Origin of the sequence: Streptococcus sp. 400_SSPC, from assembly GCF_001072745.1 — a bacterium.
Taxonomy (GTDB): Bacteria; Bacillota; Bacilli; order Lactobacillales; family Streptococcaceae; genus Streptococcus; species Streptococcus xiaochunlingii.
The window spans coordinates 43,606-70,309 of sequence record NZ_JVIQ01000015.1; the positions used below are offsets into that span (position 1 = coordinate 43,606).

The following is a 26,704-nucleotide window of genomic DNA, read 5'->3' on the forward strand; positions in this document are numbered from 1 at the left end:
ATGGTTGAGTCTTACAGTAAAAATGCTAACCACAATATGCGCAGACCAGTTGTGAAGGAGGAAATAGTCTCCTTCATGCGGGAGCGCCAAGCACCGGTAACCGATGCTTTAAAGGAGCTAGAAGAATTTGCTCGTCGGGAAAATATTCCCATTATCCCTCATGAAACGGTCGCTTTCTTTCGTCTCTTTTTGCAGACCATGCAGCCCAAGTCGATTTTAGAAATTGGGACAGCGATTGGCTTTTCAGCTCTCTTGATGGCGGAGCAAGTGCCTGATGCAAAGATTATGACCATTGATCGCAACGAGGAAATGATTGGTTTTGCTAAAGAAAACTTTGCTCGTTTTGATCAACGCAAGCAAATCACCCTCTTAGAGGGAGATGCGGTGGACCTGCTGGAGCATATTGAACAACGCTTTGACTTGATTTTTATGGATTCGGCTAAGTCCAAGTACATCGTCTTTCTTCCAGAAGTTCTCAAACGATTGGAAGTTGGGGGAGTCGTGATTTTGGACGATATCTTCCAAGGAGGAGATGTGGCGCGTGATATTATGGATGTACGGAGAGGACAACGGACCATTTATCGAGGCTTACAACGTCTCTTTGATGCCACTTTGGATCATCCTGGTTTGACAGCCAGTCTGATTCCCCTCGGTGATGGCATTCTCATGATTCGTAAAAATCTGGAAGAGATTTCTTTGCCGACAGAAGAGTAGCTTTTAGACTTATTTAAGTTATCCTGTTGAATTTGTGGTAAAATAGTAGCAGTGAATTTTAGAATGGAGAAAAAAACATGAAGAAAAAATTTGTAGCTGGAGCGGTGACCCTTTTATCAGTTGTAGCGCTAGCAGCTTGTGCAAAAAGTGGCAGTGACAAAGATATCGTCACAATGAAGGGAGATACCATTACTGTTGGTGACTTCTATGATGAAATCAAAAACAACCAAGGTGCACAACAATACCTTTTCCAAATGACGATTAACAAAGTCTTTGAAAAAGAATACGGCTCAAAAGTCTCAGACAAAGATGTTGAGAAAAAAGTTGATGAGCAGAAAAAACAATTGGGTGAAGCCTTCAAGAGCTACCTCACTCAACAAGGTTTAACAGAAGAAACCAACAAACAACAAATCCGTAGCAATCTTTTGTTAGAGTATGCGGTTGACCAAGCTATTTCAAAAGAGTTGACAGACGAAGCTTACAAAAAAGCATTTGAAAGCTATACACCAGAAATCACTGCAAATGTGATTAAATTGGATTCAGAAGAAAAAGCAAATGAAGTTCTTGCAAGTGTAAAAGCTGAAGGCGCAGACTTTGCACAAATCGCCAAAGAAAACTCTACAGATGCTAGCACCAAAGATAAGGGTGGAGAAATCAAATTTGACTCTGGAACAACAACTGTTCCAACCCGTGTTAAGGAAGCAGCATCTAAGCTTGATGTAAATGGTATTTCTGATGTTGTCATTGTTCCTGCTAGTCAAAACAACGCTGGTAGTTACTATATTGTGAAAGTAACCAAGAAGGAAGAAAAAGGATCAGATTGGAAGAAATACGAAAAACGCTTGAAAGAAATTCTAACGGCAGATCGTAAAAATGATGCCAACTTTATCCGTAGCATCATTGCTAAAGCAATGACAAATGCCAATATCAAGGTGAAAGATGATGCCTTCAAGGCAACCTTCAACCAATACATGCAAAATATCGGTGCAACAACAGAAGGCAGCTCATCTTCTAAATAAGGATATTAGTTGACGACCATTGTATTTATCTGTATAATGAGATAGTTGAGAATAAATCATTTAGAATCGGATGCAGAGAAGTGGCGGGGGTGCGAGCCATGGAAGAGGAATGATTTTGCTACTCAATAGAACAATTACATAATCGAATGAAGAATGACAAGTTCATTGAATGAAGGTGGTACCGCGGTTTTTCGCCCTTCGTTAGTGAGCTTGTCTTTTTTTCAGCATCTTCTACCGGAGATCCTTTCTAATAAGAGAAAGGCCTTCCTATAGATTTGCAGGAGGAAACTGATGAAATCGTATCTGGTCAAACAAAAGTTTCGACTTGGAGGGGAACGCTTTGACATCAAAAATGATCTGGGAATGGTAGAATACCATGTAGAAGGTTCATTTTTTAAGATTCCTAAGACCTTTACTATCTATGATGTTGCTGGTGAACAGGTCAGTGAGATTAGTAAAGAAGTCTTAACTTTCCTACCACGTTTTAAAATTCAACTGAGTAACGGAGATAGTTTTTATATCCGTAAGAAGTTGACTTTTTGGAAGGATAAGTATGAATTTGATAATCTTGGTCTTCGCATCGAAGGAAACGTCTGGGATTTGAATTTTAAATTGCTAGATAACCGCGATCAAGTGATTGCCGAGATAACGAAAGAACTTTTCCATTTAACCTCAACTTATACCGTAACCGTCTATGAAGACTCTTATGCAGACCTAGTTATTTCTCTCTGCGTCGCAATTGACTATGTAGAAATGCTAGAAAGTCAATCAAGTTAGTAAAAAGGAGACATCATGAAACAATTATCTAGTGCACAAGTCCGCCAAATGTGGCTTGATTTCTGGGCGACCAAAGGTCACTCAGTAGAACCATCCGTTAGCTTGGTTCCAGTAAACGATCCAACCCTATTGTGGATTAACTCAGGGGTTGCAACCCTTAAGAAATACTTTGATGGGACTATCATTCCTGAAAATCCACGGATTACCAATGCGCAAAAAGCCATCCGTACCAACGATATCGAAAACGTAGGGAAGACGGCGCGTCACCATACTATGTTTGAAATGTTGGGGAACTTCTCAATTGGGGATTACTTCCGTGATGAAGCCATTACCTGGGCTTATGAACTTTTGACAAGTCCTGAATGGTTTGACTTCCCTAAAGACAAACTTTACATGACTTACTATCCAGATGACATAGATTCATACAATCGCTGGATTGAAGTGGGCGTGGATCCAAGTCACTTGATTCCTATTGAGGATAACTTCTGGGAAATCGGTGCGGGACCTTCTGGACCTGATACAGAAATCTTCTTCGACCGTGGAGAAGCCTTTGACCCAGAAAATATTGGAATTCGCCTTCTTGCGGAAGATATCGAAAACGATCGCTACATCGAAATCTGGAATATCGTTTTGTCACAATTTAATGCGGACCCAGCGGTTCCTCGTAGTGAATACAAGGAATTGCCGCACAAGAACATTGATACGGGCGCTGGTTTGGAGCGTTTGGTGGCGGTGATCCAAGGGGCTAAGACCAACTTTGAAACAGACCTCTTCATGCCAATCATCCGTGAAGTTGAGAAATTATCTGGTAAGGTTTATGACCAAGATGGCGATAATATGAGCTTCAAGGTTATTGCAGACCATATCCGTTCGCTTTCATTTGCTATCGGTGATGGTGCCCTTCCTGGAAATGAAGGTCGTGGTTATGTCCTTCGTCGTCTTCTCCGTCGTGCTTCTATGCATGGTCAAAAATTAGGTATCAATGAGCCTTTCCTTTACAAACTGGTTCCAACTGTTGGCAAAATCATGGAAAGCTACTACCCAGAAGTGCTTGAAAAACGTGACTTTATTGAAAAAATCGTCAAGAGCGAAGAAGAGTCATTTGCCCGTACTCTTCACTCAGGTCAGAACTTTGCCCAAGGTATTGTCGCAGACTTGAAAGAAAAAGGCCAAACAGTTATCGCAGGTCAAGATGTCTTCAAACTCTACGATACTTATGGATTCCCAATGGAGTTGACAGAAGAAATCGCTGAAGAAGCTGGTATGACAGTCGACCGTGAAGGTTTTGAAGCAGCCATGAAAGAGCAGCAAGAACGTGCGCGTGCTTCAGCTGTTAAAGGCGGCTCCATGGGGATGCAAAACGAAACCCTTCAAAACATTACTGTTGAGAGTGTCTTCAACTACAATGCAAGTCAATTGCCTTCAAAATTGGTGGCTATCGTAGCAGATAACGCAGAAGTAGAAGATGTTTCAGAAGGAACTGCATCTCTTATCTTTGCAGAAACTCCATTCTACGCTGAAATGGGTGGACAAGTAGCTGACCATGGTCAAATTTTGGATGCTAAAGGAAATGTCGTAGCAACTGTAACAGACGTTCAAAAAGCACCAAACGGACAAGCTCTTCATACTGTTGAAGTTCTTGCTCCACTTGCTTTGAACCAAGAATATACCTTGGCGATAGATACGAACCGTCGTCACCGTGTCATGAAGAACCACACAGCGACTCACTTGCTCCATGCAGCTCTTCACAATATCCTTGGCCACCATGCTACTCAAGCAGGATCTCTTAACGAAGTAGAATTCCTTCGCTTTGACTTCACCCACTTCCAGGCAGTAACTCCTGAAGAATTGCGGGCTATTGAGCAACAAGTCAATGAGAAGATTTGGGAAGCCATCGCAGTGGAAACAGTTGAGACTGACATTGATACAGCTAAAGAAATGGGAGCTATGGCCCTCTTTGGTGAGAAATACGGTAAAGAAGTCCGTGTTGTCACCATCGGTGACTACTCAGTGGAACTCTGTGGCGGTACCCATGTAAGCAATACTTCTGAAATCGGTCTCTTCAAGATTGTCAAAGAAGAAGGGATTGGATCAGGAACTCGCCGTATCTTGGCAGTGACTGGTAAAGAAGCCTTCGAAGCTTACCGTGAACAAGAAGATGCTCTAAAAGCAGTCGCAGCAACCTTGAAAGCCCCTCAACTCAAGGAAGTACCTCACAAGGTTGAAGGACTTCAAGAGCAACTTCGTCAATTGCAAAAAGAAAATGCTGAATTGAAGGAAAAAGCAGCAGCAGCGGTAGCAGGCGATGTCTTCAAGGATGTTCAAGAAGCAAATGGACACCGTTATATTGCCAGCCAAGTTTCAGTTTCAGATGCAGGTGCCCTTCGTACCTTTGCAGATAACTGGAAACAAAAAGACTACTCTGATGTCCTGGTTCTTGTCGCAGCAATTGGTAACAAGGTCAACCTTCTCGTAGCCAGCAAGAACAAAGATATCCACGCAGGTAACTTGGTTAAAGAATTGGCTCCAATCGTCGATGGACGTGGTGGTGGTAAACCAGACATGGCCATGGCAGGAGGAAGCAACCAAGCGAAAATCCAAGAATTGTTGGATGCCGTAGCAATTAAATTGTAAGCAACAAGAGATCTACCTTCGGGTAGGTCTTTTTGTATGGTAAACTGTTAAATCTTTGTAAAAACTTTTTAAGAAGTACTTGTAATTTTTGATAAATACATTACAATAAATATATAGGAAAAAGAAAGTGTCTTAGATATTGCTCCATTGTCGATTTGAAGGCGCAGTCCGAGGCCCTCATAAAAATCCTAAGTTTGACAGCATAATAAATAATCAAAGGTAGATAATTGAATTAAAAAATAGACTTGGAATAGGAATCGAAAGGAAAAAGGAGTGTTGTATGAAGGGGAACAGTATCTGGAAAAATGTTGGTTTGTATGCCTTGGTGGTCTTCTCTCATTTTATTTTATTTTCGAGGATTCTTGCTAGTTGCTTGAATGTTCTCGTTGAGGGAGGTTCCGAGCCTCTCATTCTCTTGATATTCGCTTTGGTATCTGCTCTCTATATTTTTGGTTTGTGGAAATGGTACCAAAAGGGTTGGAAACTTGAGGTTAAAAAGACCAAACTGACGTCCACGATATGGTTACCCATTGGATTATTAGTTGCCTTTATTGCTCTTCAAGCCTTGGTCTCGGGTGAATCGTCTAATAATCAAAGAAGTATTGAGTTTTTCTTGGAGTTATTTCCTGCCTTCGTTTTTTTCTATATTATTTTTATTGCTCCCATTATTGAAGAATTCATAACTAGAGGCTTAATGGCCAAGTATCTATTTTCAAAGCAAGAAACCCTAGGACAGACCTTGCTCTATATTGCTCTTTCTTCTAGTTTATTTTCTTTTCTCCATCTTCCGTCTAGTCTAGGGCAATTTCTAATTTACTTTATAATGGGTTCAATTTTCGCTTTAGCGTATCTGACTAAGGAAGATATTCGTTATGCCATTGCCCTGCATATAGCAAATAACCTGATCGCTTCTCTCCTTATCTTCTTGCTTCAATAAAGAAGAATGGGGACTAACATACCTACCAAATCAGCCCTTTCCAAATCTGGAAAGGACTGATTTGTTTATTTGAGATAGTTTCTTCTGCAGCAAGGCTAATTTTTAGCATAAAAAAACAAAAAAACCTTTCCATCTGGAAAGGTTTTTGTCTTATAGGCCATAGTTGTAATCGTCATCCTGCATGGCTTCTACTTCACCGAGAAGATAACCATTTCCGACTTGAGAGAAGAAGTCGTGGTTGGATGTACCGGTTGAGATCCCGTTCATGACGATTGGGTTGACATCATCCGCTGAGTCAGGGAAAAGGGGATCTTGTCCCAAATTCATGAGGGCTTTGTTAGCATTGTAGCGAAGGAAGGTCTTGACTTCCTCTGTCCAACCCACACCGTCATAGAGGCTCTCTGTATAGCCTTCTTCGTTTTCATAGAGGGTGTAGAGCAGGTCATACATCCATTCTCTGAGTTTTTCTTGCTCGTCTTCTGGTAATTCGTTAAATCCAAGTTGGAACTTGTAGCCGATATAGGTTCCGTGAACAGATTCGTCACGAATGATCAACTTGATGATTTCTGCCACGTTGGCCAACTTGTTGTTTCCAAGATAGTAGAGCGGTGTGAAGAAACCAGAGTAGAAGAGGAAGGTTTCAAGGAAGACGCTGGCTACTTTCTTTTCAAGGGGAGTCCCATTGAGGTAGATCTCGTTGATGATTTCTGCCTTCTTTTGAAGGAAGGGATTGGTATTGGTCCATTCAAAAATCTCTTCGATTTCTGACTTGGTATTCAAGGTAGAAAAGATAGAAGAGTAAGACTTAGCATGAACAGATTCCATGAATTGGATGTTGTTAAAGACAGCTTCTTCATGAGGAGTACGAATATCCGCACGAAGGGCTTGCACACCCGTTTCGGATTGCATGGTATCCAAGAGTGTCAATCCACCAAAGACTTTACCAACTAGGTCTTTTTCTTTATTCGACAACTTTCTCCAGTCATCCAAGTCGTTTGACAAAGGGATACGTGTATCCAACCAGAATTGTTCGGTTAGCTTTTCCCAAGTCGATTTATCGATGACATCCTCGATGGCATTCCAGTTAATGGCTTTGTAGTAAGTTTCCATTTGAAATCTCTTTCTTTTTCTAATTCATTCGATCATACAATCATTATTATTCTAACACAATTGTTAGAATACTGCACAAAAAGTCGGCGAACCGACTTTTTGGTAGCAATGGATCAGAGTGTCTTAGATGACACAGCTTTCACATTGGTTCGCGCCAACTTCTCCACCATCATCGGTAAAGGTACGGACGTAGTAGATAGACTTGATTCCCTTGTTAAAGGCGTAGTTGCGAAGGATAGACAAGTCACGAGTGGTTTGTTTGTTTTCAGTTTTCCATTCGTAAAGCCCTTTTGGAATGTCACTGCGCATGAAGAGAGTCAGTGAGAGTCCTTGGTCTACATGCTCAGTAGCCGCAGCATAGACATCGATGACTTTACGCATATCCATGTCGTAGGCAGAAGTGTAGTAAGGAATGGTTTCCGTCGACAATCCTGCTGCAGGATAGTAGATCTTCCCGATTTTCTTCTCTTGGCGTTCTTCAATCCGTTGTGTGATTGGGTGGATAGAAGCAGATACGTCATTGATGTAGCTGATAGAACCATTTGGTGCGACAGCCAAGCGGTTTTGGTGGTAAAGACCATCTGCCTTTACTTTATCACGGAGTTCAGCCCAGTCTTCTGCACTAGGAATGAAGATATCTTTAAAGAGTTCTTTGACGCGATCAGATTTTGGTACAAATTCTCCGGTTGTGTACTTATCAAAGTAGCTACCGTTGGCATAGTCTGATTTTTCAAAGTTGTGGAAGGTAACACCACGTTCACGCGCGATATTGTTGGATTCTACGAGGGTCCAGTAGTTCATGAGCATGAAGTAGATGCTCGTAAACTCAACAGACTCAGGTGATCCGTATTCGATCAATTGTTGGGCAAGGTAGCTGTGAAGTCCCATGGCTCCAAGACCAAAGGTATGCGCTTGGCTATTTCCGTGGTCAATTGTTGGAACAGCTACAATGTGAGAGCTATCTGTGACGAAGGTCAAGGCACGAACCATAGCTCGGATGGAACGACCAAAGTCAGGTGAGGTCATCATGTTAACCACATTGGTTGAACCAAGGTTACATGAGACGTCAGTCCCCATTTTAATGAATTCTTGAGCATCGTTGATCAAGCTTGGCTCTTGAACCTGGAGGATCTCTGAACACAAGTTACTCATGATGATCTTGCCATCAACTGGGTTTGCACGGTTAGCAATATCAATGTTGACAACATATGGGTAACCAGATTCTTGTTGCAATTTAGAAATTTCAGTTTCCAAATCACGGGCCTTAATTTTTGTCTTGCGGATATTTGGATTAGCGACCAACTCATCGTATTTTTCAGTGATGTCGATGTAGTTGAATGGCACTCCGTATTCACGCTCTACAGAGTATGGGCTGAAGAGATACATTTCTTCATTCTTACGAGCCAACTCGTAGAACTTGTCTGGCACGACGACACCAAGTGAAAGGGTCTTAACCCGAACTTTTTCATCGGCATTTTCTTTCTTAGTAGAAAGGAAGGCGATAATATCTGGGTGGAAGACGTTAAGGTAAACCACCCCAGCACCTTGGCGTTGTCCCAATTGGTTAGAGTAAGAGAAGCTATCTTCGAAGAGTTTCATGACTGGTACTACCCCAGAAGCGGCTCCTTCATAGCCCTTGATTGGTGCTCCAGCTTCACGAAGGTTGCTGAGGGAGATTCCAACCCCACCACCGATACGAGACAGTTGAAGGGCAGAGTTGATGGAACGACCGATCGCATTCATATCATCGGTTACCTGAATCAAGAAACAAGAAACCAATTCCCCACGGCGGGCACGTCCGGCATTTAAGAAAGAAGGAGTAGCTGGTTGGTAGCGTTGGTGGATGATTTCATTTGCGATGTCTTTAGCAATTTCTTCATTTCCATCCGCAAAATAGAGAGCATTGAAGAAGACGCGGTCTTCCATGCTTTCGAGATAGTACTCTCCATCATTTGTTTTCAGAGCATACTGGTTATAGAATTTATAGGCAGCCATGAAGGACTTGAATTGGAAGTTTTGATCTTTGATAAATTGGGCCAATTCTTCCAAAAATTCAGGACGGTACTTCTGAATGAAGGCTGTTTCGATATAGTTGTATTCAATAAGGTAGTTGATTTTATCCGTTATTGAATCAAAGGCCATGGTATTTGGCACAACATTTTCTTTGAAGAAAGCATCCAAGGCTTCTTTATCTTTATGAAGCATGATTTGACCGTTAACTGGACGGTTGATTTCATTATTAAGACGGAAGTAGGTTACGTCTTCAAGTGATTTTAATCCCATAATATTCCTTTTTCTAATTCAAAAATAAAGGGGAGGCAAGCTCCCCTGTACAAGTAAAAGGGCCAGGGGAACACTGTAGTAGAGAACTACAGTATTCCATTCCCTAGACCAATCAGATCCTGTTTGATAGTTTTAAGATAATTTCTTGAGCTTAGCTGGTTGGAAGCCAGAAAAGACTTCATCTGCCGTTTGGATAACTGGTGCAGCGTTGAAACCAAGGTTCTTCACATGGTCTACAAACTCAGGTTGCTCATCTAGATTAATTTCACGGTATTCAACGTGATTGGTATCTAAAAAACGTTTGGTCATTTTACATTGAACGCAATTATTTTTTGAATAAATTGTCACCATAATGTGATCTAACTCCTCTAAATTCATAAATCTGTTTCTAGTATAAACAAAAGGTTTTTCCTTGTCAAGAGTTTTAACTAAATATTGTGCACATAAATTAACTATATCGAAGGATACCACAATATGTAGTATTGTAAGAATTAGTGAAAATTGAGGAAAACGTGATAAAATATAGGTTTTTTAAGTCAAAGGAATTCGAACCATTTTCCTAAAATTCTATATACTGTGTCCATGAAAGCAATTCTATTTATTTAATAGAAGAAAGTAAAAAAGTAGTTTAAAAGAAGAGAAAAAATGAGTGCTTCCTGTAAGTATTTTCAGTAAGTGTGTGATAAAAATCTTGAAAAATAATGAAGAAGATGATATAATAGCAAATTGTAAGGGTTATCACAGATAACTCAAAAACTAATTTTAAAAGGAGAGTCAAACTATGGCTTCTAAAGATTTCCACATCGTGGCAGAAACAGGTATCCACGCACGTCCAGCAACTTTGTTGGTTCAAACTGCTAGCAAATTTGCTTCAGATATTACTCTTGAATACAAAGGTAAATCAGTTAACTTGAAATCAATCATGGGTGTTATGAGCCTTGGTGTTGGTCAAGGAGCTGACGTTGTAATCTCAGCTGAAGGTGCTGACGCTGATGATGCTCTTGCAGCAATCGCTGAAACAATGGAAAAAGAAGGATTGGCATAAACATGACAGAAATGCTTAAAGGAATTGCAGCATCTGATGGTGTTGCCGTTGCTAAGGCATATCTACTTGTTCAACCCGACTTGTCATTTGAAACAATCTCAGTTGAAGATACAAATGCAGAAGAAGCTCGTTTGGATGCAGCTCTTGAAGCTTCACAGAACGAGCTTTCTCTTATTCGGGAGAATGCAGTAGCGAGCCTTGGTGAGGAAGCGGCACAAGTATTTGATGCTCACATGATGGTCCTTTCTGACCCTGAAATGGTTGGTCAGATCAAGGAAACAATTCGCACGAAGAAGGTGAATGCTGAGGCTGGTTTAAAAGAAGTCACAGACATGTTTATCACCATCTTTGAAGGAATGGAAGATAACCCATACATGCAAGAACGTGCAGCAGATATTCGCGACGTGACCAAACGTGTTCTTGCAAACTTGCTTGGTAAGAAATTGCCAAACCCTGCAACCATCAATGAAGAAGCAATCGTGGTTGCGCATGACTTGACTCCATCCGATACTGCTCAATTGAACAAACAGTTCGTTAAAGCCTTTGTTACAAACATTGGTGGACGTACAAGTCACTCAGCGATCATGGCGCGTACACTTGAAATTGCAGCGGTTCTTGGTACAAACAACATTACAGATCTTGTAAAAGATGGTGATGTGTTGGCCGTATCTGGAATCACTGGTGAAGTAGTCATCAACCCAAGTGAAGAACAAATTGCAGAATTTAAAGCAGCTGGTGAAGCTTATGCCAAACAAAAAGCTGAATGGGCTCTTTTGAAAGATGCCAAAACTGTTACTGCAGATGGCAAACACTTCGAGTTGGCTGCTAACATCGGTACACCTAAAGACGTTGAAGGTGTGAACGAAAATGGTGCAGAAGCTGTTGGTCTCTATCGTACTGAATTCTTGTACATGGATTCTCAAGATTTCCCAACTGAAGATGATCAATATGAAGCATACAAAGCGGTTCTTGAAGGAATGAACGGTAAACCTGTTGTCGTTCGTACAATGGATATCGGTGGGGATAAAGAACTTCCTTACTTCGATCTTCCTAAAGAAATGAACCCATTTTTGGGTTACCGTGCGTTGCGTATCTCTATCTCTGAAACAGGTAACCAAATGTTCCGTACACAATTGCGTGCTTTGCTTCGTGCATCTGTTCACGGTAAATTGCGGATCATGTTCCCAATGGTTGCTTTGTTGACAGAGTTCCGTACAGCTAAAGGTATTCTGGAAGAAGAAAAAGCGAAATTGGTTGCGGAAGGTGTTGCCGTTGCTGACGACATCGAAGTAGGGATCATGATCGAAATCCCAGCAGCAGCGATGTTGGCTGATCAATTTGCCAAAGAAGTTGACTTCTTCTCAATTGGTACAAACGACTTGATCCAATACACCATGGCTGCTGACCGTATGAACGAACAAGTTTCATACCTTTACCAACCATATAACCCATCAATCCTTCGTTTGATCAACAATGTGATCAAAGCAGCTCACGCTGAAGGTAAATGGGCTGGAATGTGTGGTGAGATGGCTGGTGACCAAACAGCTGTTCCTCTTCTTGTCGGAATGGGCTTGGATGAGTTTTCTATGTCAGCTACATCTGTCCTTCGTACACGTAGCTTGATGAAGAAACTTGACACAGCTAAGATGCAAGAATACGCCAATCGTGCTCTTACTGAATGTTCAACTATGGAAGAAGTGCTTGAACTTTCTAAAGAATACGTGAACGTAGACTAATTGATCTTAAAAATCTGATAAAAGTTATCACCTCGGAAGAGGTGGTAGCTTTTTTATTTTAAACCTGTATTTGTTTCTTTAAATGAAGTAGCTGAACAAAAATGGAGTAGGTGTTGCTATATCAAAACAAAAAATTTAAATTTTCCAAAAATTTTCGGAAATAGGTTTAATTACAATTATTTTTATAGTATAATATTGGAAAGATAGTTTGAAAACTGAACAATTATGAATCTACTTTAGGAAATTTCAGGGAAACAATGAAAGTTTCAAATTCTTTTCATAATTTTTCATCGTATTATTCAAGAAAAAATCTTGAATATTTCAACTATTTATAGTAGAATAATATCAATAGGAAGCGCTTACATAAAAGCGAGAGAGGTGAGTGAATGGATACGAAACAAGCATTGTATACATTTGGAACCGGAGAGAACTTTCATCTTCAACATTATCTAGGGGCTCATAAAGAGCAAGTAGATGGTGTGGAAGGGTATAGTTTCCGTGTATGGGCTCCAAATGCTCAGGCAGTACACCTGGTAGGTGATTTCACCCAATGGGAAGAAAATGAAATTCCTATGGTAAGAAACGAAGCTGGTGTTTGGGAAGTTTTTACAACTGCACCTCAAGTTGGCGATATCTATAAGTTCCATGTTACAAGACAAAATGGCCACCGCTTGATGAAGGTGGATCCTTTAGCAGTCCGCATGGAAAAACGTCCAGGAACAGGAGCGGTCATTACAGATATTCCAGAGAGGAAATGGAAAGATGGACTCTGGATGGCTAGACGGAGAAAACTTGGCTTTAGATCTCGTCCAGTAAATATCTATGAAGTTCATGCCGGTTCTTGGAAACGCAACGAAGATGGAAGCCCTTATTCGTTTGCTCAGTTGAAGGAAGACTTGATTCCTTACTTGGTAAAAATGAACTATACCCATGTGGAGTTCATGCCAGTGATGGCTCACCCGCTTGGATTAAGTTGGGGCTACCAATTGATGGGTTACTTTGCCTTAGAGCATTCCTACGGAACACCGGAAGAGTTTCAGGATTTCGTTGAGGCCTGTCACTTGAATAACATCGGGGTGATTGTGGACTGGGTGCCGGGTCACTTTACCATCAATGATGATGCCTTAGCTTATTATGATGGGACACCAACCTTTGAATACCAGGACCATCATCGTGCCCACAACTATGGTTGGGGAGCAATGAACTTTGACCTAGGGAAAAACCAGGTCCAATCCTTCCTTATCTCTAGTGTGAAGTTCTGGATTGAGTTTTACCATTTGGATGGAATCCGGGTCGATGCGGTCAGCAACATGCTTTACTTAGACTACGATAGTGGTCCATGGACACCAAATATTGATGGTGGAAATCTCAACTATGAGGGGATTCATTTCCTTAAGCGGATGAATGCTGTGATTAAATCAGAACATCCGGATGTCATCATGGCAGCGGAGGAAAGTTCATCTGGCACCAAGATCACTGGTCCAGAAGAGTATGGCGGTTTAGGATTTGACTACAAGTGGAATATGGGCTGGATGAATGATATCCTTCGCTTCTATGAGGAAGATCCTATTTATCGGAAATTTGATTTCAACTTGGTGACCTTTAGCTTTATGTATGCTTTCTCTGAAAACTTCTTGTTGCCATTTTCTCACGATGAAGTGGTCCACGGGAAGAAGAGTCTCATGCATAAGATGTGGGGAGATCGCTACAACCAGTTTGCTGGCTTGCGAAACCTTTTGACCTATCAGATTTGTCACCCAGGTAAGAAATTGCTCTTCATGGGTTCAGAGTTTGGCCAATTTTTAGAATGGAAGTCTGAAGAACAGCTAGAATGGTCCAATCTAGAAGATGACATGAACCGCAAGATGCAAGAGTTTACTTCACAGCTCAATCAATTCTACAAAGATAACAAGATGCTCTGGGAAATTGATGATAGCTATGATGGTATTGAGATTATTGATGCAGATAACCGAGATCAAAGTGTCTTGACCTTTACTCGTAAGGATAAAAAAGGAAATCATCTGCTATGTATCTTTAATATGGCACCAGTAGAGCGTAAGGACTTTACAGTCGGCGTCCCTGTTGCTGGGGTCTATGAAGAAGTTTGGAATACAGAATTAGAGAAATGGGGAGGTGTCTGGAAAGAGCACAACCAGGAAGTGAAGACTCAAGAGGGATTATGGAAAGATTATCCACAAACCTTGACCTTCACCTTACCGGCTCTTGGAGCTAGTGTATGGAAAGTGAAACGAAAACTTCGTTCCAATGTGTCTAAAACAAAAAAATAGTTGTTGGTGATCTACTGATCGCAGTCTATGATCCCATTCCTAAGTCTGTAGAAGAGGCCACAGTGCCTCTCCTCAGAGGTGGGAAGAAGGTCTCGTCAATCCAAAAAGGAGTAATCAATGAAGAATGAAATGCTAGCTCTGATCCTTGCTGGTGGGCAAGGAACTCGCCTTGGAAAACTCACTCAAAGCATTGCCAAACCTGCAGTGCAATTTGGTGGACGTTATCGTATTATTGACTTTGCCTTATCCAACTGTGCCAACTCAGGTATCCACAATGTTGGCGTGATTACTCAGTATCAACCGCTTGCCTTAAACAACCATATCGGAAATGGTTCCAGTTGGGGTCTTGATGGTATTAATACTGGGGTTTCTATCCTTCAACCTTATTCTGCAAGTGAAGGAAATCGTTGGTTTGAAGGAACAAGTCATGCGATTTTCCAAAATATCGACTACATCGATAGCATCAATCCAGAGTATGTGTTGATCCTTTCTGGAGACCATATCTACAAGATGGACTATGACGACATGCTTCAGTCTCACAAAGATCACAATGCCAGCCTTACAGTAGCTGTATTAGATGTACCTTTAAAAGAAGCTAGCCGTTTCGGAATTATGAATACGGATGCCAACAATCGAATTGTCGAATTTGAAGAAAAACCTGCAGAGCCAAAATCAACAAAAGCTTCTATGGGAATTTATATCTTTGACTGGTCTCGTCTTCGCAACATGCTAGTGGCTGCAGAGAAGAGTGACATCGATATGTCTGACTTCGGTAAAAACGTTATTCCAACTTACCTTGAATCTGGAGAAAGTGTCTATGCTTATGAATTCAATGGCTATTGGAAAGACGTGGGAACTATTGAATCTCTCTGGGAAGCGAATATGGAATACATTGATCCAAACAATGCCTTGGACAGCCGGGATCGTCACTGGAAGATCTATTCTCGTAACTTGATTTCACCACCAAATTCCTTTGGCGAACATGCCCAAATTGAAGATTCCTTGGTAGTGGATGGATGCTTGGTAGACGGAACAGTAAAACGTTCTATCCTGTCTACGGAAGCACAAGTTCGTAAAGGTGCAGTCGTTGAAGATTCTGTCGTCATGAGTGGTGCCATTATCGGTCAAGGTGCTGTGATTAAACGTGCTATTATCGGTGAAGGAGCAGTTGTTTCAGAAGGTGTTGTCATCGATGGAACGGAAGAAGTACAAGTCGTTGGATATAACGAAAAAGTGGGGGTAGCAACAGATGAAGATTGATAAGTATTCAGCTATTTTAGGAAACACAGTAGGCTTCCATGATATGTCATCATTGACAGATCATCGTCCTGTTGCCAGTCTGCCATTTGATGGAAAATATCGCTTGATCGACTTCCCGCTTTCTAGCCTCGCTAATGCGGGAATTCGTAGTGTATTTGGTATCTTCCAGCAAGAAAATATCAGTTCTGTCTTTGACCATATTCGCTCTGGTCGTGAGTGGGGCTTGTCAACCCTCTTGAGTCACTACTATCTCGGTATCTACAACACTCCAGTAGAAAGTTCAAACGTTGGCAAAGAATACTACGAGCAACTCTTGACCTATTTGAAACGCTCTGGTTCGAACCAGACAGTCGCTCTGAACTGTGACGTCTTGGTCAATATTGATTTAAACCAGGTTTTCCATTTGCATAATACCATTGATGCACCTATTACAGTGGTGTACAAAAAGATGCATCAACGGGATATCTCAGAAGTAAATGCAATCTTGGATATTGATGAGACAGACCATGTGACTGGTCAAAAATTGTTTGAAGGCCAAGATCCTGAAGCATTTTACAATATGTCGACCGACATCTTTATTGTGGATACTCCTTGGTTGATTGAAAAATTGGAGCAAGAAGTTCATAAGGAACATCCAGAAAAACTGCGTTATATCTTACGTGATTTAGCGGTTGAATATGGGGCATTCGCTTTTGAATACACTGGCTATATTGCCAATATTCACTCTGTTGAGTCATATTACCGCGCTAATCTTGACATGTTGGAAACTCAGAAATTCATGTCACTCTTCTCACCAAATCAAAAAGTTTATACCAAGGTGAAAAATGAAGAGCCAACTTACTATGCGACTGGTTCGCAAATTAAGAATTCGCAATTTGCCTCAGGAAGCATTGTCGAAGCTTTGGTACATGATTCTGTCATCTCTCGTCGGGTTCATCTCCATAAGGGGGCAGAAATTCGTAGCAGTCTCTTGTTCCCAGGTGTTGTTGTCCATGAGGGAGCAGTCGTAGAGCATGCGATTCTTGACAAGGGTGTCGTAGTTGAAACTGGCGTTACCATTCGTGGAACCAAAGAGGCACCTCTTGTGATTAAAAAAGGTGCTGTAATTACAGAGGATATTGGATAATGAAATTATTGTTTGTTGCCGCTGAAGGAGCTCCTTTTTCAAAAACGGGGGGCTTGGGAGACGTTATTGGGGCACTCCCTAAATCCTTGGCTAAAAAAGGCCATGATGTTCGTGTCGTCCTCCCTTACTATGACATGGTAGAGGCGAAATTTGGCGACCAAGTTGAAGATGTGCTACACTTCGAGACCAGAGTTGGATGGAGAAGTGAATACGTTGGTGTGAAACGCATCTATCGTGATGGTGTTACTTTCTATTTTATTGATAACCAGAAATATTTCTTTAGAGGACATGTCTACGGAGATTTTGATGATGGGGAGCGCTTTGCCTATTTCCAATTGGCAACGCTGGAAATGATGGAACGAGTAGACTTTATTCCAGATATCATCCATGTTCATGATTATCATACCGCCATGATTCCTTTCCTTCTTAAGGAAAAGTACCGTTGGATTCAAGCTTACAATGGTATTAAGTCTGTCTTGACCATCCATAATCTGGAGTTCCAAGGTCAGTTTGACCCAGGAATGTTGTGGGATTTGTTTGGAGTTGGATTTGAGCGCTATGAGGATGGCACTCTTCGGTGGAAAGATTGCTTAAACTGGATGAAGGCCGGGATCCTCTATGCTGATCGTGTGACCACTGTTTCACCAAGTTACGGTTATGAAATCATGACGGCTGAATATGGTTGCGGACTCGATCAAATCTTGCGGATGGAATCTGGTAAATTAACGGGTATTGTGAATGGAATCGATACAGACCTCTACAATCCTGAAACAGACCCGCTCTTGACCTATCATTTCAGTCAAGATGATTTATCAGGGAAAGCAACAAGTAAGCGAGCTCTTCAGGAACGTGTCGGACTTTCGGTACGTGATGATGTTCCCTTGTTTGGAATTGTTTCTCGTTTGACCCGCCAAAAAGGCTTTGACGTGGTGGTTGAAGAACTCCACAACCTTCTACAAAAGGATATCCAAATCGTTCTTTTGGGTACAGGAGATCCTGGCTTTGAGCAAGCCTTTGCTTGGTTTGGTCAAGCTTATCCAGATAAACTTTCTGCTAACATCATGTTTGACGTGCAGTTGGCGCAAGAAATCTATGCCGCTTCGGATGTTTTCTTGATGCCAAGCCGATTTGAACCATGTGGACTTTCTCAAATGATGGCTATGCGCTACGGCACCTTGCCATTGGTTCACGAGGTAGGGGGACTGCGTGATACAGTGCAAGCCTATAATGTCATCGATGGCAGTGGTACTGGATTTAGCTTTAACAACCTATCTGGTTATTGGTTAAACTGGGCTGTCGATCAAGCTTTGACAGTCTATACTCATGATAAGAATGCTTGGTACGGTCTTCAAAGAGAAGCCATGAGTCGTGATTTCTCTTGGGATACGGCTAGTCAACACTATGCGGATCTCTATCAGTCTTTGTAAGATAAATCTCTAAAAACGCCTATTTTGAACTGACCCCAAAAGTTAGACAGAAAAATCTGACTCTTGGGGCCGGTACATTTTAGGAGTTTTTTTGTTGCTAAGAAAGGAAGAGGAGCTACTTACATATAGGAAGCAAAAAGGGAAGAAATCTGAGCAAAATGAGTTGCTAAAAGATTCGAAAAAAGATAAGATAGATAAAGGTAAAAAATCACGGGAAGCGTTTTAGGGGAAGTGTCATTCCTCTCCAAAAATAAATGTGACTTCCTATGATTTACAAATATTACTATGTAGGAAATTATAGGATGAAACAAAGAAGACAAGCTTTTGAAAAGATTACCAAGTATTCGATTCGGAAATTATCCGTCGGAGTAGGTCCGGTTGCTATTGGAGCCCTTCTTTTTGCAGGGAGTGTAGTAGGAGCGCCTTCTGTACAAGCTGATCAATTCACGGTAGAAGCGACAGTTCATATGGGGTATGTCACGGAAAATGAGTTGACACCTGAGGAACAAGCTCAGGTGATTCGTGCAATTCCTGAAGAATATCAAAATGAAGATACCTTTTATCTGGTCTATAAGAAAAAAACACCTAGTCAAGGGCTACTACCTCAAACAGGGACGACCGAATTGGCGATTGCTGGCCTTAGTATAGCGACTGCCTCTTTAGCAGTTCTTTTGCTGTCCAAAAAACATCGTAAAAAAGTAATGGGACTCCTATTAATTGGTTCCATGGGGCAAAGCCTACTCTTATCCATTGATGCTGCAGCCTTGCAAAATATTGAATTAGCAAGCTACAATCAAACTCTTTCAATTGCAAGCAGTAAAGAACTGGTCAATGGTGTCATTCCGATTGAAGGCTATGACTATGTTGGCTACCTGCGTTGTCCAGTTGATCCAAGAGCTACGGGCCAAGAACCTCATGTAAAAGTGGAGGAGAAGCCAGTATCCCAACCTGCAATAGAAGGAAAGACTCTATCTCAGGTAACACCTGAAGAGGGTCCTGCATTCCCTATAGTGGACAAGCCAAACGTTGAAGTTTCAACAGAAATTATTCCGTTTGAAACGGTAGAACAAGCAGATCCTACTTTAGCAAAAGGTCAAACAGCAGTTTTAAGAGCTGGACAAAATGGTGAACAGACTGTTTTTACAGAAGTAAGTACGGTAAATGGTCAGGAAATTCGCAAGGTAGTTGAAAGCAAGGTTACTAAAGAACCAGTTTCACAAATTCTTGCTGTCGGGACCAAGGAGGATGTTCAACCAAGTCCACAACCTGCCCCAGTAGTCACAGCTAAGGGAACTCAGGAAGAAGGTCATGTGGGAGAAGCGCCTGTTCAGCCGGAGAACCCAACCTATACAGGTGTCGTTGAAGCCAAGGGAACACAAGAAGAAGGTCATGTAGGAGAAGCGCCTGTTCAACCGGAGACTCCATCCTATACAGGTGTCGTTGAAGCCAAGGGAACCCAGGAAGAAGGCCATGTCGGCGAAGCCCCAATTCAACCGGAGAACCCAGTTTACCAAGCGACCGAAGGGACAGTAACGGAGACAGAAATGGTAATCCTTCCATATGAAACAGAGTATGTAACGGATGCTAATCGTTACACCGATGAAGAAAGCCTTCTTCAGAAAGGCGAGGCTGGTAGTCAGGAGATTCGTCGTGTTTATAAGACGGTCAATGGTGAGAAGATTGGCGAGCCCCTCAGCACGACAACTGAAACGGTAAAAGCTCCTGTGACAGAAAGAATCAGTCGTGGAAGTAAGGCGATTGAAGGCCAAACAGAGGAAGTTGCTTTTGAGGAGATTCCATTTAAGACGGTAACCGAACAAGATGGCACCTTGCTAAAAGGAACTGAAAGGGTTTCTCAAGCCGGTAAGAATGGGAAGAAGAAAATCACCAAGGTTTACAAGACCATCAAGGGAGTTAAAACGGCGGATGCTCCTACGATTTCCGAAGAAGTGGTAGAACAAGCGCAAGATCAGATCATTCAAAAAGGGACCAAAGAACTTGAAAAGCCAACCTTAACCTTGACCCAGGTCGAGAAGGAAGAATTGAAGCGTAGTGCTAAAGCTACTTATCGTTTGGACAAACCAGACGGTGTGACCATCAAGTCTATCCAGGCTGTATTGAAGAAGGGTGATCAAGTGGTTAAAACGTTTGCCCTTTCAGAGACGGACTTAGCAGCTGCCTTAGCGGACTTGGACTACTACAAGGATTATACGCTCGCAACGACCATGGTCTATGACCGTGGAAATGGGGATGAAGAAGAAGTTCTTAAGGAAGAACCGCTAAGACTTGACCTTAAAAAAGTTGAAGTCAAAAACATCAAGGAAACCAGTCTGATTAGCGTGGATGACCAAGGCCTTGAGACTGATCGTAGCCTCTTGTCGGAGACACCATCGAATGTTAAGCCTTACTACTTAAAAGTTACGACTTACGATAACAAGGTTACGAAACTAGCTGTTGATAAAATCGAAGAAGTTACTGTAGGTGGAAATAAACTATACAAAGTAACTGCTAAGGCACCTGATTTGATTCAACGTACTGCAGAGAATCGTTTCACTGAAGAGTATGTACACTATTTACCTAAGCCAAAAGCTCACGAAGGTGATGTTTACTACGACTTTAATGAACTTGTAAAAGCTATGCAAGCCAATCCGACTGGTACATTTAAACTTGGTAGCAATATGAATGCTAATAATGTACCAGCTGCTGGCAAATCTTATGTAACCAATGCCTTTAAAGGTTCATTGGGAAGTACTGATGGCAATAAATTTGCCATTCATAATATCACTAGACCATTATTTGGAAACATTGAAGGTGGATCTGTCAAGGATCTCTTACTAGAAAATGTAAATATTGATATGCCTGGAGTTGATCGAGTAGCTCCAATTGCCAATGTCATCAAAAACAATGCAACTATCGAGAATGTCAAAGTAACAGGAAGTGTTGTCGGTAATAATGATGTAGCTGGTATTATCAATAAAATTGATGGTAGTGGAAAAGTAAGTAATGTTGCCTTTATTGGTAAACTTCACGCTGCAGGCAATAGAGGAGGCTATTTAGCTGGTATTCTTGGTGAAAACTGGAAGGGTGTTGTTGAAAAAGCTTACGTTGATGCTGAAATGACTGGTAATAAAGCAAAAGCTGCAGGTCTAGTCTATTCATCTCAAAATGGTGCTAATAACTACACGGTCGGTAAAGAAGGAGTCCTTAGAAATTCAGTTGCTAAAGGTTCGATCGAACTGAAAGAAGCTGTTCAATCTGGTGGATTGCTGGGTACCAACTGGGCCTTGGGTACTATTGAAGACAACATCACTATGATGAAAGTCAAAACAGGTGAGATGGTATTTGGTCACTCAGATATTGATGCTGACGATTACTTCACCTATTCAAGAACCAAACGTAATTATAGTGTTGATGGCGTGAGTGAAGGTAAGAAATCCTTTAACAATTCACGTAAAATTCCAAGTATCTCACTGGCAGAAGCTGAGCAGAAAATTGTAGCAATGGGAATCACTGCTGATAAATTTACTAGCAGCAAACCAATTGAAGACAAGCTTAATAACAGTCTAAACAAAGACGATCAGTACAAAGCAATTGATAGTTATGATGCAACTCGTGAGCTAGCTTACCGTAATATTGCAAAACTTCAACCTTTCTATAATAAAGAGTGGATTGTAGACCAAGGTAATAAATTAGCTGCAGGCAGTCCTCTCTTGACTAAAGAAGTATTGTCTGTAACTGCTATGAAAGGCAATACCTTTGTGACGGAATTAGCTGATGCTGATCATATTATGATCCACTATGCAGATAAGACCAAAGATGTCTTCAGCATTTCACCGAAAGAGTCCAAGGTCAAACAAGTCAAAGAGTACAGTGTAGCGGAACTCGGTGAAGTAGTCTACACGCCGAATATGGTGGACAAAGACCGTAGTGATCTCATTGGTGCCATCGTAGGGAAATTAAGTCCTGTAGAATTACAATCAGATCCTATCTACACACATCTTGGTCGAACAGGGCCAAACAAAGTCAATGCTATTAAGAACCTTTACCTCGAAGAAAGTTTCCAAGAAGTCAAGGACAATCTGACTCACTTTGTCAAACAACTGGTTGAAAACCAAGACCATCAATTAAACACGGATGAGGCTGCCAAACGTGCTCTTATCAAGAAAGTTGATGACAACAAGGCCGCTGTTCTTTTGGGTCTCTCTTACCTCAACCGCTATTATGGAGTGAAGTTTGATGATGTCAATCTTAAGCAACTCATGTTGTTCAAGCCAGACTTCTATGGGAAGAATGTCGATGTTTTAGACCGCTTGATCGAAATTGGTTCAAAAGAAGACTACATCAAAGGGACTCGTACCCATGATGCTTTCCGAGAAGTAGTTGCTAAGCATACTCGCTCTGGAAATCTCAATGATTTCTTGCAATACAACATGGAACTCTTCACAAAAGAGACAGACTTGAACGATTGGTTCATCAAAGCAACCAAAGACAATGTCTATATTGTCGAGCCTGAGACAACCAATCCAGCATTCGCATCTGCTAAGCATAGAGCCTATGAGGGCTTAAACAATGATGTTCACGGTAAAATGATCTTGCCACTCTTGAACTTAAAAGATGCCCATATGTTCTTGATTTCAACCTATAACACCATGGCCTATAGTTCCTTCGAGAAATATGGTAAGAACACGGAAGCAGAGCGGAATGCCTTCAAAGCTGAAATCGATAAGGTTGCGAAAGGACAACAGAATTACCTAGATTTTTGGTCACGTCTGGCAACGGATAAGGTTCGCAATCAACTCTTGAAGAGCAATAATATGGTGCCGACCCCTGTTCTTGATAACCAAAACTACAAGGGCATTAGTACAGATCGTTATGGCCATACTAACAGTGGTAAAGATGTGGCTCCAATCCGTGAATTGTATGGACCTACCGACCGTTACCATGCGACTGATTGGCGCATGGGAGCTGTAGCTCGCGTTTATGGAAATCCATATAAAGATGATTCTGTCTTCTTTATGGTGACGGATATGATTAGTGATTTTGGGGTATCTGCCTTTACCCACGAAACGACGCACGTCAATGACCGTATGGTCTACTTGGGTGGCTCAAGACACCGTGAAGGAACAGATCTTGAAGCCTTTGCTCAAGGAATGTTACAAACTCCGTCAGTATCCAATCCAAATGGGGAATACAAAGCCCTAGGTCTCAACATGGCTTATGAACGTCCAAATGATGGAAATCAATGGTATAACACCAATCCAAATGACCTTAAATCACGTGACGAAATTGATCGGTACATGAAGGGCTACAATGACACTCTTATGCTTCTGGATTATCTTGAAGGAGAAGCTGTCCTCAATAAAGAAAATCAAGATTTAAACAACGCTTGGTTCAAGAAAGTAGACAAGCAGTACCGAGGAAATAATACCAAGAATCAATTCGATAAGGTTCGACCTTTAAGTGATGATGAAAAGACTATTCCTTTGCGTACAGTTGATGACTTAGTTACAAACAACTTCATGACCAACCGTGGTCCTGGAAATGGAGTATATAATCCATCTGACTTTGGTTCAGCCTATGTGACCGTACCAATGATGACAGGTATCTATGGCGGAAATACCAGTGAAGGTGCTCCTGGCGCTATGTCCTTCAAACACAACACCTTCAGAATCTGGGGTTACTATGGCTACGAAAAAGGCTTCCTAAACTATGCTTCTAACATGCTAAAAGCTGAATCTAAAAAAGCTGGTAAAGATACACTAGGTGATGACTTCATCATTAACAAGATATCTGAAGGAAAATTTAACAATCTTGAAGATTGGAAGAAAGCTTACTTCAATGAAGTTGTGACAAGTGCCAAAAATGGAATTCAGGCTATTGACATCGATGGTAAAACCTACAATAGCTATGAAGACTTGAAACGTGCATTTGCTGAAGCAGTGGATAAAGATAAGGCTACTCTAAGTAACGGTTCTGTCAAATTTGACAATACTGTTTCACTGAAAGAAAAAGTCTTTAAGAAATTGCTACAACAAACAGACAGTTTCAAAACCTCTATTTTTAAATAGGAAGAAAATGCTCATCTGCTCGTCAGGTGAGTTTTTTCTATCCTTGGTAATAATGCTTCCTCTTCTGATAAAAATAATATAAATTTGTTTGAAATACAAAAATAGACAAAGTGTCTAAAGATAATGAGAATCTTTTGAACGCTAGTGGCAAGAGGAATTTTAAAAGTGGTGACAGAATTGCCGTAAAACGTTTTCTTTCTAAGCAAACATTTGACTATTATATCTTTTAGGAGTAAACTAAGGGAGTAAAATTTATTTAAGGAGAATTCATCATGAATTTAACATTTTTAGGTCTTTGTTTTGCCTGCTTCGGCGTGTCCATTGCTGAAGGATTGATTATGAGTAATCTTTTTAAAGCTGCTTCTCGTCAACCAGAGATTATCGGTCAATTACGTAGCCTTTTGATCCTTGGGATTGCCTTCGTAGAAGGTACCTTCTTCGTAACCTTGGCCATGGCCTTCGTTATTAAATAGACTTCTCTATTTAGGAAAGGAGGTGTCAAACCTTGGAAGAAAGTGTGAATCCAACTCTAAATATTGGACCAGTATCCTTTGATTTGACCCTACTTGCCATGTCTCTTGTAACCGTTTTGATGGTCTTTGCTTTTGTCTATTGGGCAAGTCGCAAAATGACCCTCCGTCCCAAGGGCAAACAAAATGCTCTTGAGATGATCTATGATTTTGTCATTAGCTTTACCAAGGGAAACATTGGAGAGCATTATATGAAGAATTATTCTTTATTCTTGTTTTCTCTTTTTATGTTTATTTTGGTAGCCAATAATATTGGCTTAATGGCAAAAGTTCAAACAACAAATGGTTATAACTTGTGGACTTCCCCAACGGCTAACCTCGGCTATGACTTATCTCTCTCCTTTATGATCACCTTGATCGCACATATAGAAGGGGTTCGTCGTCGAGGCTTTAAGGAATATTTGAAGGCTTTTGCAACACCAGGTTTTATGACCCCAATGAACCTCCTAGAAGAGGTGACCAATTTTGCTTCCTTAGCAATTCGGATCTACGGGAATATTTTTGCCGGTGAAGTATTGGCAGGCTTGCTCTTAGCCTTGTCTCAACAAGCCTTTTATTGGTATCCAGCAGCCTTTATCGGAAGCATGTTATGGACAGCCTTTTCGATTTTCATTTCATGTATCCAGGCCTATGTATTTACCATGTTGTCATCCATGTACATAGGTAAAAAAATAAACGGTGAGGAAGAGTAAGTAGAGGAGTAGAAGATGGATTTAACAATTGGTACCATTATTGGTGACTTTATACTGATCGCTGGTTCCTTCCTCTTATTAATCTTTTTAGTAAAGAAATTTGCTTGGGGCAATATTACTAGTATTTTGGATGCGCGTGCTGAAAAAATCACCAACGATATTGACGAAGCAGAGGCGGCCCGTAAAAAGGCTGAGGAACTAGCTGCAAAACGCGAAGCAGAGTTGGCAGGTAGTCGTCAAGAAGCTACAACGATTCTTGAAACGGCTAAGGAAACAGCCGAAAAAAATAAGGCTCATATTCTCAGTGAAGCTAACCAAGAAGCCCTTCGCTTGAAAGAAAAAGCGCAATTAGAAATTTCGCAAAATAAAGAAGAAGCGATGAACAGTATCAAGGGGGATGTCGCAGATCTAACCGTTAACTTAGCAGGTAGATTGCTAAGCCAACAATTGGACTCTGAAGGCCATCGCCAACTGATTGATCGCTACCTGAATGAATTAGGAGATGCCTAATGGACAAAAAGCAATTAATGGTAATTGAGAAATATTCCCAGCCTTTTGTTCAATTGGTATTTGAAAAAAATCAGCAAGATGACGTTTATGAAAAATTAAGTCAAATAAAGGCTGTTTTTGAGGAAACAGGCCTTGCTGCATTTTTAGCTCATATCGGTGTAGAGGATGAAGAGAAGGCGAAGAGTCTGCGACTTTTCCAAAACTCGGATTCAGCATTACTAGACCATTTGATTGAAGTGGTTATTCTCAATCATCGTGAAGCCTTATTTTATGATATTGTCAGAGTTAGTATGGAGCAAATTCAACAGGTGAGCAACTGTTTCGAAGTAACCGTTTCTTCGGTTGCAGGACTCGATCAGGCTCAAAAAGAAAAGTTGATCCCTATTATTGAAAAGAAGTTTGGCATCCAAGTTCGTTCTCTGAAAGAAAAATTGGATCCAGATTTGATTGGTGGTTTTGTGGTTTCAGCAAATCACAAGACGCTTGATACCAGTCTAAAACGTCAATTGCAAGTCATAAAAGCAAATTTGAAATAGAAAGTGGTGTGA

Annotated in this window: 19 protein-coding genes; 16 read left to right on the top strand and 3 right to left on the bottom strand. The window is 41.1% G+C overall.

The annotated features are described in order from the left end of the window. The 5 genes from ADH49_RS02840 (at position 1) to ADH49_RS02860 (ending at position 6,081) form a co-directional block, all read left to right on the top strand. Complete coding sequence (locus ADH49_RS02840) at positions 1-714, top strand: O-methyltransferase (RefSeq protein ID WP_048689248.1); 714 nt, start codon at positions 1-3, stop codon at positions 712-714. Positions 715-791: 77 nt separating this feature from the next. Beyond that, positions 792-1,733 (top strand): peptidylprolyl isomerase PrsA, encoded by a 942-nt coding sequence (gene prsA, locus ADH49_RS02845; RefSeq protein WP_048689251.1) that lies wholly within the window; start codon positions 792-794, stop codon positions 1,731-1,733. A gap of 291 nt (positions 1,734-2,024) precedes the next feature. Continuing rightward, entirely contained in the window at positions 2,025-2,510 is a 486-nt protein-coding gene (locus tag ADH49_RS02850; RefSeq protein ID WP_048689253.1) for an LURP-one-related/scramblase family protein, read from the top strand. A gap of 15 nt (positions 2,511-2,525) precedes the next feature. After that, positions 2,526-5,144 carry an alanine--tRNA ligase gene (alaS, locus tag ADH49_RS02855; protein ID WP_048689255.1) on the top strand — a complete coding sequence of 873 codons (2,619 nt, stop codon included), beginning with the start codon at positions 2,526-2,528 and terminating at the stop codon, positions 5,142-5,144. Between the two features lie 280 nt (positions 5,145-5,424). Further along, on the top strand, positions 5,425-6,081 hold the full coding sequence (locus ADH49_RS02860; RefSeq protein WP_048689257.1) for a CPBP family intramembrane glutamic endopeptidase: 657 nt from the start codon (positions 5,425-5,427) through the stop codon (positions 6,079-6,081). Positions 6,082-6,231: 150 nt separating this feature from the next. Here ADH49_RS02860 and nrdF read toward each other — a convergent pair whose 3' ends face one another. From nrdF to nrdH, 3 genes are all read right to left on the bottom strand, one after another. Next, positions 6,232-7,191: a class 1b ribonucleoside-diphosphate reductase subunit beta gene (gene nrdF / locus ADH49_RS02865; RefSeq protein WP_048689261.1), complete on the bottom strand. Its 960-nt coding sequence runs from the start codon at positions 7,189-7,191 to the stop codon at positions 6,232-6,234. Between the two features lie 123 nt (positions 7,192-7,314). Further along, positions 7,315-9,474, bottom strand: a complete 2,160-nt coding sequence (gene nrdE / locus ADH49_RS02870; RefSeq protein ID WP_048689264.1) for a class 1b ribonucleoside-diphosphate reductase subunit alpha — start codon at positions 9,472-9,474, stop codon at positions 7,315-7,317. Positions 9,475-9,606: 132 nt separating this feature from the next. Beyond that, on the bottom strand, positions 9,607-9,825 hold the full coding sequence (gene nrdH / locus ADH49_RS02875; RefSeq protein ID WP_006596951.1) for a glutaredoxin-like protein NrdH: 219 nt from the start codon (positions 9,823-9,825) through the stop codon (positions 9,607-9,609). Between the two features lie 430 nt (positions 9,826-10,255). Here nrdH and ADH49_RS02880 point away from each other — a divergent pair, with 430 nt between their 5' ends. The 11 genes from ADH49_RS02880 (at position 10,256) to ADH49_RS02930 (ending at position 26,692) form a co-directional block, all read left to right on the top strand. Continuing rightward, positions 10,256-10,519, top strand: a complete 264-nt coding sequence (locus ADH49_RS02880) for a phosphocarrier protein HPr (protein WP_006596636.1) — start codon at positions 10,256-10,258, stop codon at positions 10,517-10,519. A 2-nt stretch (positions 10,520-10,521) separates the two neighbouring features. Continuing rightward, positions 10,522-12,255 (top strand): phosphoenolpyruvate--protein phosphotransferase, encoded by a 1,734-nt coding sequence (gene ptsP, locus ADH49_RS02885; protein WP_048689268.1) that lies wholly within the window; start codon positions 10,522-10,524, stop codon positions 12,253-12,255. Positions 12,256-12,641: 386 nt separating this feature from the next. Further along, the gene (glgB, locus tag ADH49_RS02890) at positions 12,642-14,543 is read left to right on the top strand and encodes a 1,4-alpha-glucan branching protein GlgB (RefSeq protein WP_048689271.1); all 1,902 of its coding nucleotides are present in this window, start codon (positions 12,642-12,644) and stop codon (positions 14,541-14,543) included. A gap of 117 nt (positions 14,544-14,660) precedes the next feature. Further along, positions 14,661-15,803: a glucose-1-phosphate adenylyltransferase gene (locus tag ADH49_RS02895; RefSeq protein WP_048689275.1), complete on the top strand. Its 1,143-nt coding sequence runs from the start codon at positions 14,661-14,663 to the stop codon at positions 15,801-15,803. After that, positions 15,793-16,929, top strand: a complete 1,137-nt coding sequence (gene glgD, locus ADH49_RS02900; protein ID WP_048689281.1) for a glucose-1-phosphate adenylyltransferase subunit GlgD — start codon at positions 15,793-15,795, stop codon at positions 16,927-16,929. The genes ADH49_RS02895 and glgD overlap by 11 nt, the downstream gene beginning before the upstream one ends. Next, entirely contained in the window at positions 16,929-18,356 is a 1,428-nt protein-coding gene (gene glgA, locus ADH49_RS02905) for a glycogen synthase GlgA (protein ID WP_048689284.1), read from the top strand. The genes glgD and glgA overlap by 1 nt, the downstream gene beginning before the upstream one ends. 302 nt (positions 18,357-18,658) lie before the next feature. Continuing rightward, positions 18,659-24,424: a ZmpA/ZmpB/ZmpC family metallo-endopeptidase gene (locus tag ADH49_RS02910; protein WP_048689287.1), complete on the top strand. Its 5,766-nt coding sequence runs from the start codon at positions 18,659-18,661 to the stop codon at positions 24,422-24,424. Between the two features lie 272 nt (positions 24,425-24,696). After that, a complete protein-coding gene (locus ADH49_RS02915; protein ID WP_006596628.1) occupies positions 24,697-24,897 on the top strand; it encodes a F0F1 ATP synthase subunit C in 201 nt (66 codons plus the stop codon). Positions 24,898-24,929: 32 nt separating this feature from the next. Continuing rightward, positions 24,930-25,646 (top strand): F0F1 ATP synthase subunit A, encoded by a 717-nt coding sequence (gene atpB, locus ADH49_RS02920; RefSeq protein WP_048689291.1) that lies wholly within the window; start codon positions 24,930-24,932, stop codon positions 25,644-25,646. A 15-nt stretch (positions 25,647-25,661) separates the two neighbouring features. Then, positions 25,662-26,156, top strand: a complete 495-nt coding sequence (atpF, locus tag ADH49_RS02925; protein ID WP_048689293.1) for a F0F1 ATP synthase subunit B — start codon at positions 25,662-25,664, stop codon at positions 26,154-26,156. Next, the gene (locus ADH49_RS02930) at positions 26,156-26,692 is read left to right on the top strand and encodes a F0F1 ATP synthase subunit delta (RefSeq protein WP_048689296.1); all 537 of its coding nucleotides are present in this window, start codon (positions 26,156-26,158) and stop codon (positions 26,690-26,692) included. The genes atpF and ADH49_RS02930 overlap by 1 nt, the downstream gene beginning before the upstream one ends. The last annotated feature ends 12 nt before the right edge of the window (positions 26,693-26,704 follow it).